The sequence below is a fragment of the Bradyrhizobium sp. P5_C12 genome (assembly GCF_054049735.1).
Genome location: NZ_JBFULU010000075.1, coordinates 1 through 23,380 on the forward strand (window position 1 = coordinate 1; position 23,380 = coordinate 23,380).

Consider the following 23,380-nt stretch of genomic DNA (forward strand, 5'->3'; position numbering starts at 1 on the left):
GGGTGCGCACCATCCCGGGTGCGCACCATCCCGAAGTAGGACGCCGAGCTCAACGCGATGAAATTCCTGGAGCGGGGCAAGATCCCGCCCCCGGCCAACTAGTTTCCGGGCCCGATGTCCGGCGGCCAGCAGCAGCGCGGCGCGATCGCGCGGGCGCTGTCCCGGAACCCGAGGGGGAGGGTGTGCGACGAGCCGACCTCGGCGCTCGATCCCGAAATGGTCAAGGAAGTCCTCGACACCATGGTCGACCTCGCCAGGGAGGGCATGACTATGCTGGTGGTCACCCACGAGATGGGATTTGCCAAGGAAGTCGCCAACCGCGTGGTGTTCATGGACGCCGGCCAGATCATCGAATCGAACACCCCGCAGGAGTTCTTCGCTCACCCGCAGCACGCCCGCTCGCAACTGTTCTTGAGCCAGATCCTGCGGTGAGCACCTGAAAATCCGGTGGTCTCGCCGGTCTAACCGCCCCACCAGCTTCGCACCATGCGAATCAGCTTGCCTCTTTTCGGACCATCTTCCGGAGAGAGACCTTGCACAGCAGTGTCGGCGCGCGCGCATACCAGAATGCGCGTTTGGAAAAGAAGTTGAGGAAGCAGGCGGACGCCGTCATGTCCTTCGCGATCGAGGCGCTCGGGCAGGGCCGATTTGACGAGGTCGAGATACTCTGCCGCGAGATCTTGAAAGAGGTTCCGGATCATTTCCACGCCACGCACCTGCTCGGCCTGCGCGCATTTGATGGCCGGCGGCTCGACGACGCGGAATTCCTGCTCGAGCGCGCGGTTGCGCTCGATCCGCGTTCGCCGGACGCCCATAGCAATCTCGGGGCCGTGTATTTCGATCTCCAGAAATTCAAGGACGCCCGCGCATGCCAGGAGAAGGCCATTGCGCTGAAGCCGAATTGTCCGATCACCCTGACCAATCTCGGTAATACAATGCTGCACCTCGGCCTCGCCAAGGAAGCGATCGGACTGCACGAACGTGCCATCAGGCTGAAGCCGGACTTTGCCGATGCATTCTGCAATCGTGGCATGGCGCAGCTGATGATCGGCGAGTTCGAACGCGCCGGGGAGAACTTCGATCGCGCCCTGTCGCTTCAGCCGAGCCATGCGGAGGCGATCGCCGGCAAGGGCATGGTGAGCCTCGAGCTCCGGCACTTCGAGGCGGCGGAAGCCGCTCTCGACGTCGCGCTCGCGCTCAAGCCGGGTTCACCGCGGATTCTGGTGCAGCGTGGACGGCTCTATCTGACTCTGTCCCGGCTACAGCAGGCGGCGGCGGATTTCGACGCCGCGCTGGCACAATCGCCACGGAACGAGCTCGCGCTGTGCTGGAGGGCGCAAGTCGACATCATGGTGAGGAACACGGCGGGGGCGATGGCCGGCGTCAAGACGCTGCTCGAGGTCAATCCGCAATCCGAGGCGGGAATGGCGCTTCTGGCCTCTTGCTATGCGAACCAGGGAGACATCGCGACGGCGCTCAAACATCTCGATGCGGCGCTGGCGATCGCGCCGGACTTTCCGGAGGCCATCGGGTACAAGATCTTCGTGCTGGATTACCTGCCGGAGGCCGATTTCGTGGTCCAGCAGGCGGCGCGAAAATACTGGTGGGATCAGATCGGCGCCAAACTTCCGCAAAGGGCGCTATCGCCGCGCAAGCTCGATCCGGACAGACAGATCGTGATCGGATATGTCGCTTCCGAATTCAGGCAGCATTCGGCAGCGTACTCCCTGTTGCCGGTGATGCGCCATCATGATCACGCCAAGTTCAAGATCGTCTGCTATTCCTGCTGGCCGTTGCAGGATGAGATGACCGAGAATTTCAAGGCTTGCGCAGACGTCTGGGTCGAGGCCGCGCAATTTTCGGACGACGAGCTGGCCGATCGTATCCAGGCCGACGGGATCGATATTCTGATCGATGTGTCCGGACATACGACCGGCAGCAGGCTCCATGTCTTCGCCCGCAAGCCGGCCCCCATCCAGGTCACGGGTTTCGGCCACGCGACAGGTACGGGTCTTCAGACCATGGACTACGTGCTCGCGGATCCGATCTTCATTCCGCAATCGGCGCGTCATCTGTTGGCCGAAAAGGTCTATGATCTGCCGAGCCTGATCACGATCGACCCCATCCTTGATGTGCCGCCGTCGGAGCTTCCCATGCTCCGCAATGGCTATGTGACCTTCGGCGTGTTCAACCGCATCTTCAAGATTTCCGACGAGGCCATGCGAGTGTGGTCGAAAGTGATGCGCGAGGTGACGGGATCAAAGATCGTCATCAAGAACGGACTGCTCGACGATCCAATGCTGCGCGACCGCCTGGTTGCGCGATTCGTGGCACAGGGCATTGCCGAGGAGAGCGTCATCTGCATGGGCACGACCCCGCGCACCGACCATCTGCGGGCCTTTGCGAATGTCGACATTTCGCTCGATACTTTCCCGCAAAACGGCGGCATCAGCACCTGGGAATCCCTCTATGCGGGCGTTCCGGTCGTCGCCAAGCTCGGCAACGGCTCCTCCTCGCGCGCCGGCGGATCGATCGTAGCGGCCGTCGGTCTTGGCGACTGGGTTGCCGATGACGACGAGGGCTATGCCGCGATCGCGTGCAAATATGCCAGCCAGCCCGCCCATCTGGCGAAGCTGCGCGCCGATCTGCCAGCTCAGATCGCAGCCTCACCCGCCGGCAACGTCGAACTCTACACGCGCGAGGTCGAAGCGGGCTATCGCCAGTTCTGGCGCGACTATTGTGCCGCGGCCTCGGAAGGCGAAGACGTTGCGTAGGCAAGTCAGCTGCGCCGGGCACCGGGAAATCCCGGAGGTGCTGCCGGTCCAGCCGACCGGCCGGGACGGCTTGCGAATCAGTTAGACTCTTCCCGGGCCATCCTCCGGAGAGAGACCTTGCAGAGCAGCGGCGGCGCGCGCGCATTCCAGAACGCGCGATTGCAGAAGAAACTGAAGAAGCAGGTGGAGGCCGTCCTCTCCGACGCGGCCGCCGCCTATGGCCGGGGCAGGTATGCGGAGACCGAGGCGCTCTGCCGTCAGATCCTGGACGTGGTTCCGGACCATGTCGACGCCACGCACCTGCTCGGCATGTGCGCGCATGACGGCCGGCGTCTGGAGGAGGCGCAAGAGCTGCTCGAGCGCGTGATTGCGCTCGATCCGCGCCTGCACGATGCCCATAACAACCTCGCGACGGTGCATTTCGACCTCGGCAATTTCGAAGAGGCGCGGCGGTGCCAGGAGAGGGCCATCGCGCTGAAGCCGAATTTCGCGGTCGCGCTGACCAATCTCGGCAACACGTTGATGCATCTGGGGCTGTACGGACAGGCGCTCGAGCTGCACGAGCGCGCCATCAAGCTGAAGCCGGACTATGCCGATGCGTTCTGCAATCGCGGCATGGTCGAGATGTTGCTTGGACAGGTCGAGCGCGCCAGGGAAAGTTTCGATCGCGCCCTGCTATTTCAGCCGCGTCACGCGGAGGCAATCGTCGGCAAGGGCATGGTCAGCGTCGAGCTGCGGCACCACGACGAGGCGGCGGCCAAGTATGCCATGGCGCTCGCGATCAAGCCCGGCTCGCCGAGGATCCTGGCCCAGCGTGGGCGGCTCAATTACGAGCTGTCGCGCCCGGACCAGGCGCTTGCGGATTTCGAGGCGGCGCTTGCGATCTCGCCCAAGCTCGAACTGGCCCTCCGGGGCAAGGCGCAGGCCTGCCTCCTGATGGGAAGGACCGCGCAGGCGATGGCGGCGGCAACGGCCTTGATCGAGCAAAATCCGCGCTCCGAGATCGGGTTGGCGCTGATGGGCTTCGCTTATTCGAACCAGGGAGACATGGACACCGCGATCGAATATCTCGATCGCGCGCTGGCGATCATGCCGAACTACGGGGATGCGATCAGGGGAAAGATCTTCTTGCAGGATTACCGCGCCGAGGCCGATTTCGCGGTCCAGCAGGCGGTGCGAAGAGATTGGTGGGACTTGATCGGCTCCAAGCTGCCGCGACGGAAGCTGCCGAAGCGGCCGCTCGATCCGGAAAAGCGGATTGTGGTCGGCTATGTCGCTGCCGAATTCCGGCAACACTCGGCGGGGCTCACCCTTCTGCCGGTGTTGAGCCATCATGATCACGCCAGATTCGAAATCATCTGCTATTATAGTTGGCCGGGAGAGGACGACTACACCGCCCGGTTCAAGTCATTGGCGGACGTCTGGGTCAACGCCTGGCAGCTTTCGGACGACGAACTCGCCGATCGCATCCAGGCCGACAATGTCGACATCCTGATCGACGTTTCGGGCCACACAACCGGCAACAGGCTGCAGGCTTTCGCGCGGAAGCCGGCCCCGATCCAGGCCACTGGCTTCGGACACGCGACCGGCACGGGCATGCAGACCATGGACTATGTGCTCGCGGATCCCATTTTCATTCCGCCATCGGTTCGGCATTTGTTTGCCGAAAAAATCCACGATCTGCCGTGCCTGATCACGATGGAACCCGTCTCGGATCTGCGGCCTTCCGAGCTTCCCATGCTGCGCAACGGCTATGTCACCTTCGGCGTGTTCAACCGCATCTACAAGATATCGGATGATGCGATCCGTGTGTGGTCGCGCATCATGCGCGAGGTTCCGGGATCCAAGATCGTCCTCAAGCACGGCCTGCTCGATGACCCATTGCTGCGCGATGGCCTGATCGCGCGTTTCGTGGCGCAGGGCATTGCCGAGGAGAACATCACCTGCCTGGGCTCGACCTCGCGCGACGACCACCTGTCGGCCTTCGCCGATATCGATATTTCGCTCGACACGTTCCCGCAAAATGGCGGCATCAGCACCTGGGAATCGCTCTACAAGGGCGTTCCCGTCGTGGCCAAGCTCGGCAACGGAGCCTCCTCGCGCGCCGGTGCCTCCATCGTGACCGCCGTCGGCCTCGGCGATTGGGTCGCCGAGGATGACGAGGGCTATGTCGAGATCGCCCGCAAATTTGCGACGCAGCCCGCTCATCTGGCGAAGTTGCGCGCGGAGTTGCCGGCTCAGATCGCGGCCTCGCCCGCCGGCAATGTCGAAATCTACACGCGTGAGCTCGAAGCGGGTTACCGCAAGTTCTGGCGCGAATATTGTGCCGCGGCTTCGGAAAGCGGCGACCCTGCGTAGGCATGTCAGGTGTGCCGCCGCACCGCCGACCGGCCGGCCAGGCACGCGAATCAGCTAGACTCTCCCCGAGCCATCTCCGGAGAGACACCTTGCAGAGCAGCGCCGGTGCGCGCGCATTCCAGAATGCGCGATTGCAGAAGAAATTGAAGAAGCAGGCGGACGGCATTGTTTCCGCCGCGGCGAGCGCCTATGGCCAGGGCAGATATGCGGAGACCGAGGCGCTCTGCCGCCAGATCCTGCAAGCTGTTCCTGATCATTTCGACGCCACGCACCTGCTCGGCCTGTCTGTGCAACAGGGCGGGCGCCTGGAAGAGGCGCAACAGCTGCTCGAGCGCGCGATCGCGATCGATCCACGTTCGCACGAGGCCTATAACAATCTCGCGGCTGTGCACTTCGGCCTGCAGAAATTTGAAGCTGCCCGGGCATGTCAGGAGAAGGCGATCGCGCTGAAGCCGAATTTTCCGCCGGCCCTGACCAGCCTCGGCAATACCTTGCTCCACATGGACCTGCCGGAACAGGCCATCGAACTGTACGATCGTGCCATCAGGCTGAAGCCCGATCATGCCGATGCGCTTTGCAATCGTGGCCTGGCGGAGCTGGCGCTGCGCCAGTTCGACCGCGCCAGGCAAAGTTTCGATCGCGCTTTGTTGTTTCAGCCGCGTCACGCGGAAGCGCTCGTCGGCAAAGGCGTGGTCGGCATCGAGCTCAAGCACTACGATGAGGCGCAAGCCGCGCTCGACGCGGCGCTCAAAATGAGGCCCGGTTCGGCGAAGATCCTGGCGCACCGCGGACGGCTCAATCTTGAGCTGTCGCGGCCGGAACAGGCCGCAGCGGATTTTGATGCAGCGCTTGCGCTGTCGCCTAAGCTCGAAGTGGCCCTGCGGGGGAAGGCGCAAGTCTCGCTCGACATGGGGAATACGGCCCAGGCGATCCTGGCCTGCAAGACCTTGCTCGAGGAAACTCCGCGCTCCGCGATCGCGATGGCGCTGCTGAGCTCCTGTTTTGCAAACCAGGGAGAGATCGCATCCGCGATCGAATATCTCGACGCCGCGCTGGCAATCGCGCCGGACTATGCGGACTTGATCGCGCGGAAGATCTTCTTTCTGGACTATCTCGCCGACGCCGATTTCGCGGTCCAGCAGGCAGCACGAAAACATTGGTGGGAAGCGATCGGCGCCAAATTGCCGCAAAGGACGCTCTCGCCCCGGCCGCTCGATCCGGATCGGCGGATCGTGATCGGTTATGTTGCTTCCGAATTCAGGTACCATTCGGCGGCGTTCGGCCTGTTGCCGGTGCTTCGCCATCACGACCACGCCAACTTCGAAATCGTCTGCTATTCGTGCTCGCCACTACGAGATGAGACGACCGCCGCATTCAAGCTGATGGCGGATGTCTGGGTCGACGCCTGGCAGCTCTCGGACGACGAGTTGGCCGATCGCATTCAAGCCGACAACGTCGATGTCCTGATCGACGTGTCCGGGCATACCACAGGTCACCGGCTCCATGTCTTCGCACGGAAGCCTGCGCCCATCCAGGTCTCGGGCTTCGGACATGCGACGGGTACGGGCCTTCAGACCATGGACTATTTGCTCGCGGATCCGCTCTTCATTCCGCCCTCGGTGCGGCACTTGTTTGCCGAAAAGGTCCACGATCTGCCGTGCCTGATCACGATCGATCCCATCCTGGATGTGCCGCCTTCGGAGCTTCCCATGCTCCGCAATGGCTATGTGACCTTCGGCGTCTTCAACCGCATCAGCAAGATCTCGGACGAGGCAATCCGTGTGTGGTCGAAAGTGATGCGAGAGGTGACCGGATCGAAGATCATCATCAAGCACACCCTGCTCGACGATCCGTTGCTGCGCGACAGCCTGATCGCACGGTTCGTGGCGCAGGGCATTGCCGAGGAGAATGTCACCTGCCTGGGCTCGACCCCGCGCGTCGAGCATCTGCGGGCCTTTGCGAATGTCGATATTTCGCTCGACACATTCCCGCAGAACGGCGGCGTCAGCACCTGGGAATCCCTCTATGCGGGCGTTCCGGTCGTCGCCAAGCTCGGTAGCGGCGCCTCCTCGCGCGCCGGTGCGTCGATCGTGGCGGCCATCGGTCTCGACGACTGGGTCGCCGAGGACGATGAGGGTTATGCCGCGATCGCATGCAGATATGCGACGCAGCCCGCCCATCTGGCGAAGTTGCGCGCCGAATTGCCGGCTCAGATCGCGGGTTCGCCCGCCGGGAATGTCGAGATCTACACGCGTAAGGTCGAGGCGGGCTATCGCCGGTTCTGGCGCGATTATTGTGCCGCGGCCTCGGAACGCGGTGAGGTGATGTAGGCTGGCCGAACCGCGGGGGCCTTGTGGACGCGCGTCCCCGCGGTGAGGAAGCCTGCGACGATCACGCGAACGGCGGCTTGATGTTGCTGCGCTTCTCCAGCCATTCCGGCACCGGCAGGTTCTTGGCGCGCATGAAGTCGGCATTGAACAGTTTCGACTGGTAGCGGCTGCCGGAATCGCAGAGCACGGTCACGATCGTCTTGCCCGGCCCAAGCTGCTTGGCGAGGCGCATGGCGCCGGCGATGTTGATGCCGGTCGAGCCGCCGAGGCACAGGCCTTCGTGCTGGAGCAGGTCGTAGATCACGGTGACGGCCTCAGTGTCGGGAACGAGATAGGCGTCGTCGACCTCAGCGGTTTCGACGATCGCGGTCGCCCGGTTGAGGCCGATGCCCTCGGTGATCGATCCGCCGGGCGTGGCCTTGGCATCGCCGCTCCTGAAATACTCGTACATGCCCGCGCCATGCGGATCGGCGCAGGCAATCCGGACGTTCTTGTTCTGCTCTTTCAGATAGCGGCTGATGCCGGCGAGCGTCCCGCCGCTGCCGACCRAGCAGACGAAGCCGTCGACCTTGCCGCCGGTCTGCTCCCAGATCTCAGGGCCCGTGGATTCGTAATGCGCTTTGGCGTTGTCCAGATTGTTCCACTGGTCGGCGAACAGCACGCCATTGGGCTCGGTCTTGCGCAGCTCGTCGGCGAGCCGGCGGCCGACATGCTGATAGTTGTTCGGGTTGGCGTAGGGCAGGGCCGGCACTTCGATGAGCTCGGCGCCGCACAGCTTCAGGAAGTCCTTCTTCTCCTGGCTCTGCGTCTCCGGGATCACGATCAGCGTCCGGTAGCCGCGCGCGCTTGCCACGACCGCAAGGCCGATGCCGGTATTGCCGGCGGTTGCTTCGACCACGAGCCCGCCGGGCCGCAAGTCACCGCGCTTTTCCGCTTCCAGGATCATCCATTTCCCCGCGCGATCCTTCACGGACTGGCCGGGGTTCATGAACTCGGCCTTGCCGAGAATGGTGCAGCCGGTCGCTTCCGAGGCGCGCTTGAGCTTGATCAGCGGAGTGTTGCCGATGGCTTCGACAACGTCATTATTGATGGTCATGTCAGGCAATTACCGGCTGGTTTATGACGTGGGCGCCGACCCTAAAGTAGGGTCGCCGGCCATACAAGCCGACCCCGCAAACTCTTATTGCTGCTTTGCGAAGATGACCTGCCGGACATCGATATTCCCGGACAGGAATCCGGCCTCGCAATAGGACAGATAGTACTCCCACAGCCGCCGGAACCGGTCGTCAAAACCGAGCGGGACGAGGCCAGGCCAGGCCGCGCGGAAATTATTTCGCCAGGTGGCGAGTGTCTTGGCATAATCTTGCCCGAAGATGCGCTCGCGGATGACGGGAACGCCGAACCGGTCCCCGAGCGACTTGAGCACGGCGGGCGAGGGCAGCATGCCGCCGGGAAAGACGTAGTGCTGGATGAAGTCGACCTCCCGCCGGTAGCTCTGAAACAGCTTGTCCTGGATGGTGATGGCCTGGATGCCGGCGAGGCCGCCCGGCAGCAGCCGGTCACGCAACTGTGCGAAATAGCGCGGCCAGAACTGCTCGCCGACCGCCTCGATCATCTCGATCGAAGCGATCCGGTCGTAGCGGTCGCGCTCGTCGCGATAGTCCTGGAGGCGTATCTCGACCTTCTCGGCAAGGCCTGCCTCATGGATGCGCTTTTGTGCGAAATCGCGCTGCTCGGTCGAGATCGTCAGGCCGACCACGCTTGCGCCGAACGTCTTCGCCGCGAATTCGGCAAAGCCGCCCCAGCCGCAGCCGATCTCGAGCAGCCGATGGCCCGGCTTCAAGTCGAGCGCCTCGGCAAGCCTGCGATATTTGTTGGCCTGCGCGGCCGTGAGGTCGGACGTGCTCTCCTCGAACAGCGCCGACGAATAGGTCATGCTGGGATCGAGCCAGGCCGAATAGAACGCGTTACCGATGTCGTAGTGAGCGTGGATGTTGCGCCGCGCCTGGCGGCGGGTGTTGCGGTTGAACCAGTGCCGCACGACCTGGACGAACCGCATCAGCGGCTTGTCGCGCAGCATGGCCTGGATCAAATCGTGGTTGACGCAGAACAAATAGAGGAATTGCGTCAGGTCGGGCGTGTCCCAGTCGCCGGCGAGATAGGCTTCCGCGATGCCGATGTCGCCGCCGTTGATCAGGCGTGAGGCGAAACCGTAATTGTGCAGCCGCATCGCCGCGTCCGGGCCCGGCTCCTGCCCGCCGAGCCGGATCACGCGCCCGTCAGGCAAGGTGACATCGAGCGTCCCGCGCCGCAGTCGGGAGCCGAAGGTGAGCGCCAAGCGAACGATGCGCGGCAGGTCGGCGAGTACTGTTTCGATGTTGTCGGGCGTCACCTGGACGACATTCGACATCGGCGGATCCATCACCTGAGCTGGTACGGTTCGACCGCAAGCCAGGCGCGCCCAACCCTCCATGTCGCCAGACCAGAGCGCGCCCCGCATTCGGTCAGCTATCGATAATATAAGGGTGGATTTTGCCGGCCGCCAAGGTGCTATCGTCGCGGCACTGCCGCAGGGCTTGATCGCCCCCATCACCTTGAAGCTCACGAGCGGCAGGCGAAGAACGATCGCAGCAGGGCACGGGAGGTGAGCGCCCGGCGCCCGGCCGTTGCGTCCGAGAGCATCGCAAGCGTCCGCCGCGATCATCACTTGATCGAATGTTTCGTGCCGGCCATGGACGGGGACGCCGTGTGTGCTGCGTTCGATCGACGTCACGGCGCAGCCGAGCCGGACGCGATCCTTGAACGCGGCCTGGAGCCGCTCGACATAGCGCCGGCTGCCACCCTTGACCGTGCGTCAGACCGGCCGGTTGTGGTGCAGCAGCCGATGATTGTCGAAGTAGGTGATGAAAGTCTCGGCGGGGAAGTCCAAGCATCGCGTTCGCCGGTGCCGACCAGATCGCGGCGCTACGGTGCGCCGCGGCGAGGGTTTCAGTGGAGCGCGGGCCGGGTTTGGTGGCTTCGGCGCGAGTGTGGCGGCAATATCACATGAAATCTTGGTAAGCTTGAAGGCCCTTCAGTGCGGCGCACGAATGCAAGAAATCATTGCAAGACAGGCATATCTTGCACTTTCGTGACCTTGATATCGACCCGTTCGGGTGTGCGTTTCGCAGGTGCGGGACTGTCCCGCAGTTCCGCGTCCGGCTAGTATCCGTTTCAAGTTCCGCAGAAAGCATCAGCGCTGTGAAAGAGTTGCCCGAAGCCCCCCGACTGATCCGCCGCGAATCGGTTAATCCGGCTGCGCGGCGGCGGTTCGGTCTGCCCGGCAGGGGGTGGATGTGACACAGCACGTTCCGGCGGTCGCCATGCGGCGATCTTGCGGGTCTGCTTCCCGAACGCTGCGAGCGGCGCGCTGGTTCGCGGTGCTTGGCCTTGCCGCGAGTTCGGGGGCCTGCGTGCTGACCCAGGATCTCCCCGATCCGGCGCTCGACGTTCCCGCCCGGTACAAATACGCCGGCAAGCCGGACGCACCGCCGACGCTCGATTGGTGGCGCGGCTTCCGCTCGACCGAGCTGACGCAACTGATGGAAGAGGCGCAGACCGTCAACCTCGACATCGCCGCTGCGGTCTCGCGCATCGTGGAAGCCGACGCCCAGGCGCGGCAGGCGGGTGCGGCGCTGCTGCCGAGCGTGTCGGGCGGCGGATCGGAGACCTATTCGCGCACCTCGGGCTCGAGTGCGTCGGGCCTGTCCATCGGTGGCCGCGAGGTCGTCAACTATTCGGCTTCGCTGAGCGCAAGCTACCAGCTCGATTTCTGGGGCCAGAACCGCGACGCGCTGCAAACGGCGGAAGAAACCGCCAACGCCAACCGCTTCGACCGCGACGTCGTCGCGCTGACGACCCTTTCAAGCGTCGCCAATGCCTATTTCCAGGTGCTGGCCTCGCAGGACCGCCTGCGCACCGCCCAGAGCAACATCGCCAGCGCGCAGCGCATCCTCGACGCCATCCGCGAGCGCCGCAAGGCCGGCACCGGCACCGATCTCGACGTCGCGCAGCAGGAGAGCGTGCTGGCCAACCAGAAGGCGCTGGTGCCGCCGCTGCGCCAGACTCTCGACCAGAACGTCAACGCGCTCGCCGTGCTGGTGTCGCGGCCGCCGGAGAGCGTGCGCGTGCTCGGCGGCTCGCTGAACCAGATCGCAATCCCGAAGGTCACGCCGGGCCTGCCGTCGGAGCTTTTGACGCAGCGGCCAGACATCCGCAGGCAGGAGGCGCAGCTTGCCTCCGCCACAGCGAACATTGGCAATGCCCGCGCGCAGTTCTTTCCGAGCATCCAGCTGACCGGCAATGGCGGCTATCAGAGCTCGGCGCTGGTCTCGCTGTTCCAGCCGCATGCGGCGTTCTTCCAGCTGGTCGGCAGCGCGACGCAGCCGATCTTCGACGGTGGCAAGATCCTCGGCAATTTCGAATTCGCCAAGGCGCGACAGGAGGAATTGCTGCAGACCTATCGCAAGACCATCGTGCAGTCCTTTGCTGACGTCGACAATGCGCTGTTCTCGATCAAGCAGACCACGATCAAGCTGCAATTGCAGCGCGATGTCGTTACCTCCTCGAAGCGCGCGTTCGATCTCGCCGAGCAGCAATTGCGCGCCGGCACCGCCGACATCGTGACCGTGCTGAACGTCCAGCAGACCCTGTTCACGGCGGAAGACGCGCTGTGGCAGGCACAATTGGCCCGCTTGCTCGCCATCGTCAGCCTGTATCAGGCGCTCGGCGGCGGCTGGGAGCCGCGAATGGAGAAACCGGTCAATGCTCTTTAAGCCGGACACGAAGCAGGGCGCGAAGGACGGGACGGCGAAAAAGCCGCGTGGCCGCGGCTTCGTCATGACCCTGATCACGCTCGCGATCCTCAGTGGCCTCGGTTATCTCGGCTGGACTGTCTGGCATCAGCAGCCGCAGCAGGCGAATGGCCGCAACCAGCGGCCCGATCTGCCGGTGCCGGTGCTGGCGGCGACACCCCGCATCCAGGACGTGCCGGTCTATCTCGACGGCGTCGGCGCGATCCGCGCGCTCAACACCGTGACCGTGCGCTCGCAGGTCGACGGCAAGCTGATCGCGGTGAACTTCACCGAAGGCCAGGACGTCAAGAAGGGCGACGTGGTCGGCGAGATCGATCCCGCGCTCTACCAGGCGACCTACGACCAGGCGGTCGCCAAGAAAGCGCAGGACCAGGCCCAGCTCGCCAACCAGCGCATCGACCTCGTGCGCTACGAGCAGCTCGCCGCCTCCAACGCCGGCTCCAAGCAGCAGGCCGATACGCAGCGCGCGCTGGTCGCCCAGACCGAGGCGCTGGTCAAGGCCGACCAGGCCGCGATCGACAATGCGGCGGCGACGCTGAGCTACACCAAGATCGTCGCGCCGATCTCGGGGCGCGCCGGCCTGCGCCAGGTCGACCAGGGCAACATCATCCACGCCGCCGACACCACGGGCCTCRTCGTCATCACGCAATTGCAGCCGATCGCGGTGTGGTTCAGCCTGCCGCAGCAGCAGATCATGCGGGTCAATGCGGCCGCCGCCAAGGGCAGGCTTGCGGTCGACGTGTTCGGCAATGACGGCGTCACCGTGATCGACACCGGCAAGCTCACCGGCATCGACAACCAGGTCGACCAGACCACCGGCACGCTCAAGCTCAAGGCGGAATTCCCCAACGCGAATTATCAGCTCTGGCCCGGCCAGTTCGTCAACGTCCGCCTCAAGGTCGAGACGCTGATGCAGGCGCTGGTGGTACCGACATCGGCGGTGCAGCGCGGCCCGATCGGTACCTTCAGCTACGTCATCGGCGAGGACAATGTGGTTTCGGCCAAGCCCGTGACGGTGACGCAGCAGAACGAGCATGACGCCGTGATCGCGAGCGGCCTGGCGCCGAACGACCGGGTCGTCACCACCGGCTTTGCCAACCTGTCCGACGGCGCCAAGGTGATCGTCGGCCGCGACGACCAGACGCCGTCCGCCGATCTCGCTCCGCGCAAGCGCACGCGTGCGCCGGATGGCCAGAAGAAGGATGGCGCCAAGGAAAACCAGAAGGATGGACAAGGCAGGGACGGCGAGGTTCGCGCCAAGCGCATGAACGGCGAGGGCGACCAGAAGGGCCAGACCGGACCGGCACCGGCGCAGGGGACTGAACCATCGGGACGTGGAGCCAAGCAGCCATGATCCCGACAACAGCCGCTTGAGCGGCAGGCGCATCCCATGGGTGTCTCCGAACCCTTCATCCGCCGTCCCATCGCGACCTCGCTGCTCGGCATCGCGCTGCTGATCGGCGGGCTGCTAGGCTATTTCTCGCTGCCGGTCTCGGCGCTGCCGCAGGTCGACTTTCCGACCGTGCAGGTGACGACCCAGCTTCCCGGCGCCAGCCCCGATGTCATCGCCTCGCTGATCACGGCGCCGCTGGAGCGGCAGCTCGGCCAGATCCCGTCGCTGTCGGCGATGAACTCGACGAGCTCGTTCGGCGTCAGCCAGATCTCGCTCCAGTTCGACCTCAACCGCGACATCGACGGTGCCACCCAGGACGTGCAGGCCGCGATCAACGCCGCGGCCGGCGTCCTGCCCAAGACGCTGCCTTATCCGCCGACCTACGCCAAGGTGAACCCGGCGGACGCGCCGGTGATGACGCTGGCGCTGCGCTCCGACACGATCTCGCTGCGGGCGATGAGCGACATCGCCGACACCCTCCTGGCGCAGCGGCTGAGCCAGATCTCCGGCGTCGGGCGCGTCTCCGTGCTCGGCGGGCTGAAGCCGGCCGTGCGCATCCAGGCGGATCTGGCGCGGCTCGCGTCCTACGGCATCGCCATGGAGGATCTGCGCACGGCGATCTCCAACGCCAACGTCTCCGGGCCGAAGGGCTCGCTCGACGGCGCGCAGCAGGCCTACATCATCGCGGCCAACGACCAGATCGCCGCGGCGGACGCCTACAGGCCAATCATCGTCGCCTACCGCAACGGCTCGCCGGTCACGATCGGCGACGTCGCGCAAATCGTCGACGGCCTGGAGAACGACCGCACCGGCGGCTGGTATCAGGGCACGCCGGCCGTCATCATCGACATCCAGCGCCAGCCCGGCGCCAACGTGATCGACGTCGTCAGCCAGATCCGCGCCGAAATCCCCAAGGTTCAGCGCGCGATTCCGGCCGGGGTGAACCTCACCATCGTCTCCGACCGCACCGTCACCATCCGCGCCTCCGTGCGCGACGTGCAGTTCACGCTGATCCTCAGCGTGGTGCTGGTGACGCTGGTGGTGCTGCTGTTCCTGCGCTCGCTGCGGGCCACGCTGATCGCGGGCGTGGCGCTGCCGCTGTCGCTGATCACCAGCTTCGGCATCATGTATTTTGCCGGCTTCAGCCTCGACAATCTGTCGCTGATGGCGCTCACGATCGGTACCGGCTTCGTCGTCGACGATGCCATCGTGATGATCGAGAACATCGTCCGCCACATGGAGAACGGCGAGAGCGCGATGGAGGCCTCGCTGAAGGGCGCGAGCGAAATCGGCTTCACCGTGATCTCGCTGACGGTATCGCTGATCGCGGTGTTCATCCCGCTGCTGTTCATGTCCGGCCTGGTCGGGCGCATGTTCCGCGAGTTCGCGCTGACGCTGACGATCGCGGTCGTGACCTCAGCCGTGGTCTCGCTGACGCTGACGCCGATGATGTGCTCGCGCCTGCTCAAGCACGCCCACGAGGAGCTGGCGGTGCCGGGGCTGGCCGCGATCAGCCGCTTCATCGATCGCACCGTCGAGGTCTACCACCGGTCGCTGCTCTGGGTACTGGAGCGCCAACGCGCCACGCTGGTCGTGACCTTCGCCACGCTGGTTGCGACCCTCGTCCTCTACGTCGTCGCGCCAAAGGGCTTCCTGCCGCTCCAGGACACCGCCTCGATCACCGCGGTGACGGAGGCCGGGCCGGACGTATCGTTCGCGGAGATGCAGAAGCGGCAGGCCGAGGCCGCCGACGCCATCAAGGCCGACCCCGACGTGGTCGGCGTGGTCTCGGTGATCGGCGCGGGGTCGGTCAACCCGACCACCAATGTCGGCCGCCTCGTCATGACGCTCAAACCGCGCGGCGAACGCCGCGACGATGTCAGCGGGGTCATCACCCGGCTGAAGCAGAGGGTGGCCGGCATCCCCGGCATGACCGTCTATTTCCAGCCGGTGCAGGACGTGCAGATCTCGACCCAGTCGAGCCGCTCGCAATACCAGTACACGCTGACCGGCACGGATGCGGCGCTGGTGTCGCAATGGGCACGCAAGCTGGTTGACGAGATGCGGCGCGATCCCCTGTTCCGGGACGTCTCCTCCGAGGCGCAAGAGGGCGGCCTGCGCGCGCAGCTCGACGTCGACCGCACCCGTGCCGGCCAGCTCGGCGTCAGCCTGCAAGGCATCACCGACACGCTCAACGACGCGTTCGCGCAGCGGCAGATCTCGACCATCTACGGCCAGGCCAACCAGTACCGCGTGGTGCTGGAGGCGCTGCCGATGTACCAGCGCGATCCCTCGATCCTGTCAAAGCTCTATCTGCCGGGTGCTGCGAGCAGCATCGCCGGCGCGCCCAGCGCCCAGGTGCCGCTGTCGGCGGTGGCGACCCTGACACGCACCACGGCGCCGCTCGCGATCTCGCACCAGGCGCAATTCCCGGCGATCTCGCTCAGCTTCAACCTCGCACCGGGCGCGGCGCTCGGCGATGCCGTCGCGGCGGTGAAGACGATCGAGACCCGCATCGGCATGCCCAACAGCATCGTCGGCGTCTATGCCGGCGATGCCGCCGAATTCGCCAAGGCGCTCGCGGGCCAGCCCTGGCTGCTGCTTGCCGCCGTGATCACGATCTACATCGTGCTCGGCGTGCTCTATGAGAGCTACATCCACCCGATCACCATCCTCTCGACGCTGCCTTCGGCCGGCGTCGGCGCGATCCTGGCGCTGATGCTGTGCGGACAGGACCTCTCGGTGATCGGCCTGATCGGCATCATCCTGTTGATGGGCATCGTCAAGAAGAACGCGATCATGATGATCGACTTCGCGCTCGAGGCCGAGCGCGGGCAGGGGATGCCGGCGCATGAGGCGATCGTGCAGGCCTGCCTGCTGCGGTTCCGCCCGATCATGATGACGACGCTGGCGGCGCTGTTCGGCGCGCTGCCGCTCGCGATCGAAAGCGGCACCGGTGCCGAGCTGCGCTTTCCGCTCGGCATCTCCATCATCGGCGGCCTGCTGCTCAGCCAGTTGCTGACGCTCTACACCACGCCCGTGATCTACCTCGCCCTCGACCGCATCAACCGCCGCCTCGAGCAGGCGCTGCCGCCGGTTGAGCCCGGCGGCCCGCCGGTCGCGGGGGCTACCGAGGGGATGCAGTGATGGCATCGATCTCGGAGCCGTTCATCCGCCGCCCGGTCGCGACCACGCTGCTCTCGATCGGGTTGTTCCTGCTGGGTGTCGTCGCCTACGCGTTCCTTCCCGTCGCCTCGGTCCCGAACGTCGACTTCCCCGCCATCTTCGTCTCGGCGAGCCGGCCGGGCGCCGATCCTTCCGTGATGGCAGCGACCGTGGCTTCGCCGCTGGAGCGCCGGCTGGGCGAGATCGCCGGCATCAACCAGATCACCTCGACGTCCTCGCTCGGCACGACCAATATCCAGCTTCAGTTCGACATCGGCCGCAACATCGACAAGGCGGCGCGCGACGTGCAGGCGGCCATCAATGCCGCGCTGGTCGACCTGCCGAGCGACCTGCCGACGCTGCCCAGGTTCCGCAAGGCGAATACCGCCGGCGCCCCCGTCTTCGTGCTGGCGCTGACCTCGAAGACGCTGTCGGCAAGTGCGATCTACGACGTCGCCGATACCGTGCTCGCGCAGCGCATCTCGCAGGTGCCGGGGGTCGGCGATGTGACTGTGAGTGGCGCCGACCAGCCGGCCGTGCGGGTGCAGCTCAACCCGGTGGCGCTATCGAACGCCGGCATCGCCACCGACGACGTGCGCACCGCGATCATCAACGCCAATCCGCTCGGTCCGGTCGGCATCTTCAACGGCGAGCGCCAGAGCGAGACGCTCTCGCTCAACCGCCAGATGCGCACGGCGAAAGAGTTCCGCGACATCGTCATCAAGAGCTCCAACGGCAATTTCGTGCGGCTATCCGACGTCGCCGACATCGAGGACGGCGTCCGCAACGCGCGCTCGATCGCCTGGTTCAACAAGCAGCCGGCGGTCCTGATCCAGATCACCAAGCAGGGCGATGCCAACGTCATCGACACCGTCGACAGGGTCAAGGAGCTGATCCCGGAGCTGAAGCAGTGGATCCCGGCCGGCGTCGATATCTCCACGCTGGTCGACCGCACCAGCACCATCCGCGCCAGCGTGCTGGACATGCAATGGACGCTGCTGGCGACCGCCATTCTCGTGATGGTCGTGGTGTTCGTGTTCCTGCGGCGTATCACGCCGACGATCGCGGCCGGCATCTCGGTGCCGCTCGCGCTCGCCGGAACCTGCGCCGGCATGTGGGTCGCGGGCTTCTCGATCGACAATCTATCGCTGATGGCGCTCGCGATCTCGGTCGGCTTCGTGGTCGACGACGCCATCGTCATGATCGAGAACATGTACCGCAATCTCGAGCATGGCATGCGGCCGTTCCAGGCGGCGCTGGAGGGCGCCCGGCAGATCGGCTTCACGGTGGTCTCGATCAGCCTGTCGCTGATCGCGGCCTTCACGCCGCTGATCTTCATGGACGGCATCGTCGGCCGCCTGCTGCGCGAATTCTCGCTGACGCTGACCTTCGCGATCCTGGTGTCGACGCTGGTGTCGCTCACGGTCACGCCGATGATCTGCGCCCAATACATCCGGCAGACCACCTCCGGTACCGCGACGCTGTTCGATCGCGTCATCGAGGGCTCGCTGTCGCGCATCGTCGCCTTCTACACCCGCACCTTGCGCACCGTGCTGGAATTCCCCTTTCTGACGCTGCTGGTGTTCTTCGCCACCATCGCCCTGACGGTCACGCTCTACATCAAGGTGCCGAAGGGCTATTTCCCGACGGACGATTCCGGTTTCGTCATCGGCGCGACGCGTGCCTCGGCCGATATCTCGTTCCAGTCCATGCTGAGCCTCCAGCAGCGGCTTGCGGACATCGTGATGCAGGACCCGGCTGTGGCCGGCATCGGCTCGACGGTCGGCAGCGGCGGCGGCGGGCCGGGGGCCGCGACCTCGAACCGCGGCACCATGTTCATCAGCCTGAAGCCGCCGGAGGAGCGCGGCTATGTCTCGACGCAGCTCGTGATCGACCGGCTCAGGCGCGCGTTGTTCCCGGTGCCCGGCATCCGCCTCTTCATGTTCGCCGCCCAGGACGTGCGCGCCGGCGGACGGCAGAGCGATTCCGACTACCAGTACACGCTCTCCTCGACCGATCTCGGCCTGTTGCAGCAATGGGCGCCGATCGTGGCCAAGCGCATGGAGTCGATCGAGGGTATCACCGACATTTCCAGTGATCGCGACCCCGGCGGCCTTCAGTTGACCTTGTCCATCGACCGCCAGAAGGCCTCGGCGCTCGGCGTCAAGGTCCAGGACATCGACAATGCGCTGAACAACGCCTTCTCGCAGCGGCAGATCTCGATCATCTACACCCAGCGCAACCAGTACATGATCGTGCTGGAGATCGACCCGAAATTCCAGGTCGATCCGTCCAATCTCGATCGCATCTTTGTCGCCGGCGCCAACGACGCGCAGGTTCCGCTGTCGGCGGTGGTGCACGCGACGCGCGGGCTCGCGGCGCTGGCGGTCTATCACTCGCAATCGTTCCCTTCGACCACGGTGTCGTTCAACCTGTTGCCGGACGTGCCGCTCCAGGCCGCCACGCAAAACATCCAGCGCGCGGTCGAGGAGCTGCACATGCCCGAAGGCATTCGCGGCAGCTTTGACGGCAATGCCGGCGATTTCGCCAGGACCAGCGGCCGGCAACCGCTGTTGATCCTCGGTGCGCTGGTGGCGATGTATATCGTGCTCGGCGTGCTCTATGAGAGCCTCGCCCATCCGCTCACCATCATCTCGACATTGCCCTCGGCCGGGCTCGGCGCGCTGCTCGCGCTCCAGCTCACCAACACGCCGCTGACGGTGATTGCCTTCGTCGGCATCATCCTCTTGATCGGCATCGTCAAGAAGAACGGCATCATGATGGTGGACTTCGCGCTCGACGCCGAGCGCCAGCGCGGCCTGTCCTCGGCGGAGGCGATCTTCGAGGCCTGCCAGGCGCGCTTCCGCCCGATCCTGATGACGACCATGGCGGCGCTGTTCGCCGGCATTCCGCTGGTCATCGCCACCGGCCCCGGCACGGAGCTGCGGCGTCCGCTCGGCATCACCATCATCGGCGGCCTGTTCGTCTCGCAGATCCTGACGCTCTACACCACGCCCGTGATCTACCTGTTGATCGACCGCCTGCGCCGCCGCTCCGAGCCGCGCCCGCTGGCCGCACCTGCGGAATAGGCGAAGTATCGCGCAGGTTTCGACACCGTCAGTCGGCTCGATCTCCTAACATTTGATGTTGTCAACTTAACATCTGTTCTCATAAAGGCTGTTACTTCTCATTTCTGTCAACAAAGCTCGTTACAGAACGGAGACGGGCGCAGCCTTCGCTCGTCGCGCCGCCCCAAGCTGTTGCATTCGAACGGAATCCCGCCCCGAGAATGTGTGACGGGCTTGGGAAACTTTGCGGGCGAGCGGAAATCGGCTGGCTCGTGTTGCTTTGGAGTGATTGGCCAAATGGCTAATATGGTCGGATCGCACTTTTTCCCGGAGATTGCGGCGGGTGGATTCTCTCGGGTCGATGGCACGATTCAGTTCTGGCAGCGGGTCGGGGCCTTGGTTGGACCAGATTCCGTCGTGCTGGACTTTGGCGCCGGGCGAGGCGCCGGCCAGAGCGAGGATTCGGTGGCCTACCGGCGCAGCCTGCGCTCGTTGAAGGGACGGGTGCGCGAGCTCGTCGGGGTGGATGTCGACCCGGCTGTCACGACCAACAAGGCGCTGGATCGGGCGTTCGTGATCACACCCGACGGAGAGCTTCCGATCGCCGATCAATCCATCGACGTGATCGTATCGGATTTTGTATTCGAGCATCTCCAGGATCCCGCCAGAGCCGCCCGTGAACTCGACCGCGTGCTCAAGCCGGGCGGCTGGATCTGCGCGCGAACGCCCAACCGCTATGGATACATCGCGCTCGCCAACCGGATGATCCCCGACCGGTTGCATGCCCGCATCATCCAGTCGGCCCAGGACGACCGCAAGGGCGAGGATGTCTTCCCGGCCGTCTATCGGCTGAACACTGCCAGCGCGTTCAAGCGGCATTTTCCCGCCTCCCGATACGATCTGTATGTGATCCCGTGGGACGCGGAGCCGGCCTATTATTTCGGATCGAAGCTGCTCTATTCGCTGTTGCTTGCGGTTCAGCACTGCACGCCGGCTCCGTTCAAGACGGTGTTGACGGCGTTCATGCGCAAACGCCCCGTGGCGTGAGGTTCGGGCTTAGGGCGGCGCCACTCCGGGCAAGAGAGTTGTTGAACCGCCGCTTCAAGCGTATAGCGGCGACCATGTCGAACCCCACAGCCGCCGTGCCGGCCGATCCGATCCCCGAATGCCCGCACTGCCAGAAGCCGATGCCGCTGTGCATCTGCGACAGTGTCACGCCGATCAAGAACCGGCTCTCGCTCCTGATCCTCCAGCATCCGCAGGAGCAGGACAGGGCGCTCGGCACCGCGCGGCTGCTTGCGAAGCACTTTGCCGATGCCACGGTGCGGGTCGGCCTGTCCTGGCCGAGCCTGTCAAAGGCGCTGGCGCGGCCGATCGAGAACGCCTCGCACTGGGCCGTGCTCTATCTCGGCTCGGCGCGCGCGGCCGATCTGGAGGCCGAGGGCGAGATCGTCGCGCTCAACCGCAAGGGCGAGGTCGCGGACAACCAGCGCGCGATCCTCGGCAAGCTCGAAGGCGTGGTGCTGCTCGACGGCACCTGGAGCCAGGCCAAGGCGCTGTGGTGGCGCAATCCCTGGATGCTGAAGTGCCAGCGCGTGATCCTCAACCCGGCGCACCCGTCGCGCTACGGGCGCCTGCGTAAGGAGCCGCGCAAGGACGGGCTCTCGACCATCGAGGCGGCCGCGATAACCTTGGCCGGCCTTGAGCGCCGCCCTGACATCGCCGAGACGTTGAATGCGAGCTTCGAGCGGATGCTGGCGCGCTATCGCGAGGTGCAGGCGGAGATGCCGGAGCTGGCGCCGAAGCCGGTGGTCAAGGACCGCCGGCGCGGTGTCCGGCGGAGCAAGCGGGCCTGACCGCGGCCGCCGGAGGAGGGGCGGATCGTCGCCGCCGGCACGACCGAGCAGATTTTCCGCCAATATCTCGGCGGCGCGGGCCAGCCGAAGCTCTCGCCGCGCGGGGTTGCCTAAACCCTTGATCCCCTATATTGCTCCGCCCTCGTTGGGGCCACGTGGCGGAGTGGTTACGCGCCGGTCTGCAAAACCGTTTACTCGGGTTCGAGTCCCGACGTGGCCTCCATCACAAGTTTCTGATCTCTCAGCACAAATTCGATCTCGGCGCCGGTTCCGCATAGCCTGGTTGCGAGGCATGCCGCGCCGCGCACACCGGGTTTGCCCGGGGCTTGGCGGAAACCAGCGATTCAGGCCCGATGGCACAGACTTCGCATCTGCGAAGTGATGCGTCACGAACCCCTGGAGCTGGAGAGCACGTGAGCGACGTCGTCCGATTCGTCCCGAAATCCGAGCTGGAGCGGGCTCGCCTCATTCGCGAGGCCCGAGCGATCTATGACAGCATCTTCCCGCCGGCTGCACCCGACCGGGTGCGGCAGGACGGTGAGGAGCGCGTCAAGACTTGATCGCGGGCCACGTGGGCGCGCGCTGGGCGTTCATTCGTGAGGTCTGGCTAAGCGATCTCAGCAGGCAGCGTACCAGCCGTCCGGAAAGGGCAGGAGGGGCCAGGCGCCCTCGTTGTCATTGGCGGCCTTGGGCGTTGCGTCGAAGCTCCACGAGCGGGGCACGAATTCCTCCTCCGGCACGGGCGCCAAATCTTCATGGGTCATGGCGTCACGCACGGCATTCAGCAGCAAGTTGAATTCGGCTTCGCTCATCGCACCCTCCGGAACGCGGATGGCGCAATGTCGCAAAGCCGGCTTGTTTCCCGGTTGAGCCGATCGTTCGCATTTTAACGATCCGGCGCTCGGGTCCCGATTGGTTAGCGATTTCTGAAAAATCCCCCAAAAATCCCCGTTGAATCCTAGGTTCCTCCCGCACTCTGCCAGTGTGAAAGAGATCACATTCTCCGCGGTTTATTTCTCCTACCTCTTGGCGCGCACCGGCCAACGCAGACCGGAGGCGGGCAGGGCGACAGGAGACTTGGTCATGAAGGCAAGGTTCTTGCGGTTTGCGGCTGTGAGGAGCCGAGCGCGTCGAGCTTCGACCGTCGGGCTGTTCCTGACGCTGTTCGCCTCCGCCGCCCATGCGCAGCAGGGAACTCCGGAGCAGCGGCGGGCCTGCACGCCCGACGTCTACCGGCTCTGCGCCGGCGAGATCCCCAATGTCCGCGCCATCACGGCCTGCCTGCGCCGTAACCGGTCAAGCTTGAGCGAGGCTTGCCGCAGCGTGTTCGATCAGGCCGGCGGCTGACATGCCTAGGCCCGATCGACATTCGGGATTCCCAAGTGGTTTGATCGCTGATTCATAGAGTTCCGTGATTCGACACGGAGCGGATGATGGCGGCGAAGCGATATGAGCTGACCGAGGCGCAATGGGCGAGGATCTCACCACTGCTGCCGGGGAAAGCTGGCGACCCGGGACGTACGGCTGCGGATAATCGTCTGTTCGTCAACGGATGTCTGTGGGTTTTGCGGTCGGGTGCACAC

At 64.9% G+C, this 23,380-nt stretch carries 15 protein-coding genes, 1 tRNA gene and 1 pseudogene; 14 read left to right on the forward strand and 3 right to left on the reverse strand.

From position 1 onward, the window contains the following. The 4 genes and pseudogenes from ACXJMY_RS35725 to ACXJMY_RS35740 all read left to right on the forward strand — a co-directional run. Positions 1-432, forward strand: a pseudogene (locus ACXJMY_RS35725) (ATP-binding cassette domain-containing protein); the annotation flags it as partial. A 101-nt stretch (positions 433-533) separates the two neighbouring features. Next, on the forward strand, positions 534-2,774 hold the full coding sequence (locus tag ACXJMY_RS35730) for an O-linked N-acetylglucosamine transferase family protein (protein ID WP_456624050.1): 2,241 nt from the start codon (positions 534-536) through the stop codon (positions 2,772-2,774). A gap of 117 nt (positions 2,775-2,891) precedes the next feature. Then, on the forward strand, positions 2,892-5,132 hold the full coding sequence (locus ACXJMY_RS35735) for an O-linked N-acetylglucosamine transferase, SPINDLY family protein (protein ID WP_456624051.1): 2,241 nt from the start codon (positions 2,892-2,894) through the stop codon (positions 5,130-5,132). An 89-nt stretch (positions 5,133-5,221) separates the two neighbouring features. After that, positions 5,222-7,462 (forward strand): tetratricopeptide repeat protein, encoded by a 2,241-nt coding sequence (locus tag ACXJMY_RS35740; RefSeq protein WP_456624052.1) that lies wholly within the window; start codon positions 5,222-5,224, stop codon positions 7,460-7,462. A gap of 61 nt (positions 7,463-7,523) precedes the next feature. On the opposite strand, the gene ACXJMY_RS35745 is transcribed toward ACXJMY_RS35740, so the two are convergent. Both ACXJMY_RS35745 and ACXJMY_RS35750 read right to left on the reverse strand, forming a co-directional pair. Beyond that, positions 7,524-8,558 carry a cysteine synthase A gene (locus tag ACXJMY_RS35745; protein ID WP_456624053.1) on the reverse strand — a complete coding sequence of 345 codons (1,035 nt, stop codon included), beginning with the start codon at positions 8,556-8,558 and terminating at the stop codon, positions 7,524-7,526. A gap of 84 nt (positions 8,559-8,642) precedes the next feature. Continuing rightward, positions 8,643-9,872, reverse strand: coding sequence for a class I SAM-dependent methyltransferase (locus ACXJMY_RS35750; protein ID WP_456624054.1), 1,230 nt, complete (start codon positions 9,870-9,872; stop codon positions 8,643-8,645). 919 nt (positions 9,873-10,791) lie between these two features. Between ACXJMY_RS35750 and ACXJMY_RS35755 the strand changes: the two genes are divergently transcribed. The 8 genes from ACXJMY_RS35755 to ACXJMY_RS35790 all read left to right on the forward strand — a co-directional run bounded on the left by ACXJMY_RS35755 (position 10,792) and on the right by ACXJMY_RS35790 (position 22,357). Then, positions 10,792-12,276 (forward strand): efflux transporter outer membrane subunit, encoded by a 1,485-nt coding sequence (locus tag ACXJMY_RS35755; protein ID WP_456624055.1) that lies wholly within the window; start codon positions 10,792-10,794, stop codon positions 12,274-12,276. Beyond that, positions 12,266-13,669: an efflux RND transporter periplasmic adaptor subunit gene (locus ACXJMY_RS35760; RefSeq protein WP_456624056.1), complete on the forward strand. Its 1,404-nt coding sequence runs from the start codon at positions 12,266-12,268 to the stop codon at positions 13,667-13,669. Before ACXJMY_RS35755 ends, ACXJMY_RS35760 begins: the two co-directional genes overlap by 11 nt. A gap of 36 nt (positions 13,670-13,705) precedes the next feature. Next, a complete protein-coding gene (locus ACXJMY_RS35765) occupies positions 13,706-16,855 on the forward strand; it encodes an efflux RND transporter permease subunit (RefSeq protein WP_456624057.1) in 3,150 nt (1,049 codons plus the stop codon). Next, the gene (locus ACXJMY_RS35770; RefSeq protein ID WP_456624058.1) at positions 16,855-19,962 is read left to right on the forward strand and encodes an efflux RND transporter permease subunit; all 3,108 of its coding nucleotides are present in this window, start codon (positions 16,855-16,857) and stop codon (positions 19,960-19,962) included. The genes ACXJMY_RS35765 and ACXJMY_RS35770 overlap by 1 nt, the downstream gene beginning before the upstream one ends. A 213-nt stretch (positions 19,963-20,175) precedes the next feature. Next, positions 20,176-20,988 (forward strand): class I SAM-dependent methyltransferase, encoded by an 813-nt coding sequence (locus ACXJMY_RS35775; protein WP_456624059.1) that lies wholly within the window; start codon positions 20,176-20,178, stop codon positions 20,986-20,988. 74 nt (positions 20,989-21,062) lie between these two features. Beyond that, complete coding sequence (locus ACXJMY_RS35780) at positions 21,063-21,797, forward strand: tRNA-uridine aminocarboxypropyltransferase (protein ID WP_456624060.1); 735 nt, start codon at positions 21,063-21,065, stop codon at positions 21,795-21,797. A gap of 149 nt (positions 21,798-21,946) precedes the next feature. Next, positions 21,947-22,020 (forward strand) — tRNA-Cys (locus ACXJMY_RS35785). A gap of 190 nt (positions 22,021-22,210) precedes the next feature. Beyond that, positions 22,211-22,357: a hypothetical protein gene (locus ACXJMY_RS35790; protein ID WP_456624061.1), complete on the forward strand. Its 147-nt coding sequence runs from the start codon at positions 22,211-22,213 to the stop codon at positions 22,355-22,357. Between the two features lie 57 nt (positions 22,358-22,414). Here ACXJMY_RS35790 and ACXJMY_RS35795 read toward each other — a convergent pair whose 3' ends face one another. After that, complete coding sequence (locus tag ACXJMY_RS35795; RefSeq protein WP_456624062.1) at positions 22,415-22,609, reverse strand: hypothetical protein; 195 nt, start codon at positions 22,607-22,609, stop codon at positions 22,415-22,417. Positions 22,610-22,880: 271 nt separating this feature from the next. On the opposite strand from ACXJMY_RS35795, the gene ACXJMY_RS35800 reads away from it, so the two are divergent. Beyond that, positions 22,881-23,144: a hypothetical protein gene (locus ACXJMY_RS35800; RefSeq protein ID WP_456624063.1), complete on the forward strand. Its 264-nt coding sequence runs from the start codon at positions 22,881-22,883 to the stop codon at positions 23,142-23,144. 86 nt (positions 23,145-23,230) lie between these two features. Further along, positions 23,231-23,380: transposase (locus tag ACXJMY_RS35805; RefSeq protein WP_456624064.1), on the forward strand; the 150-nt coding region annotated here is incomplete at its 3' end.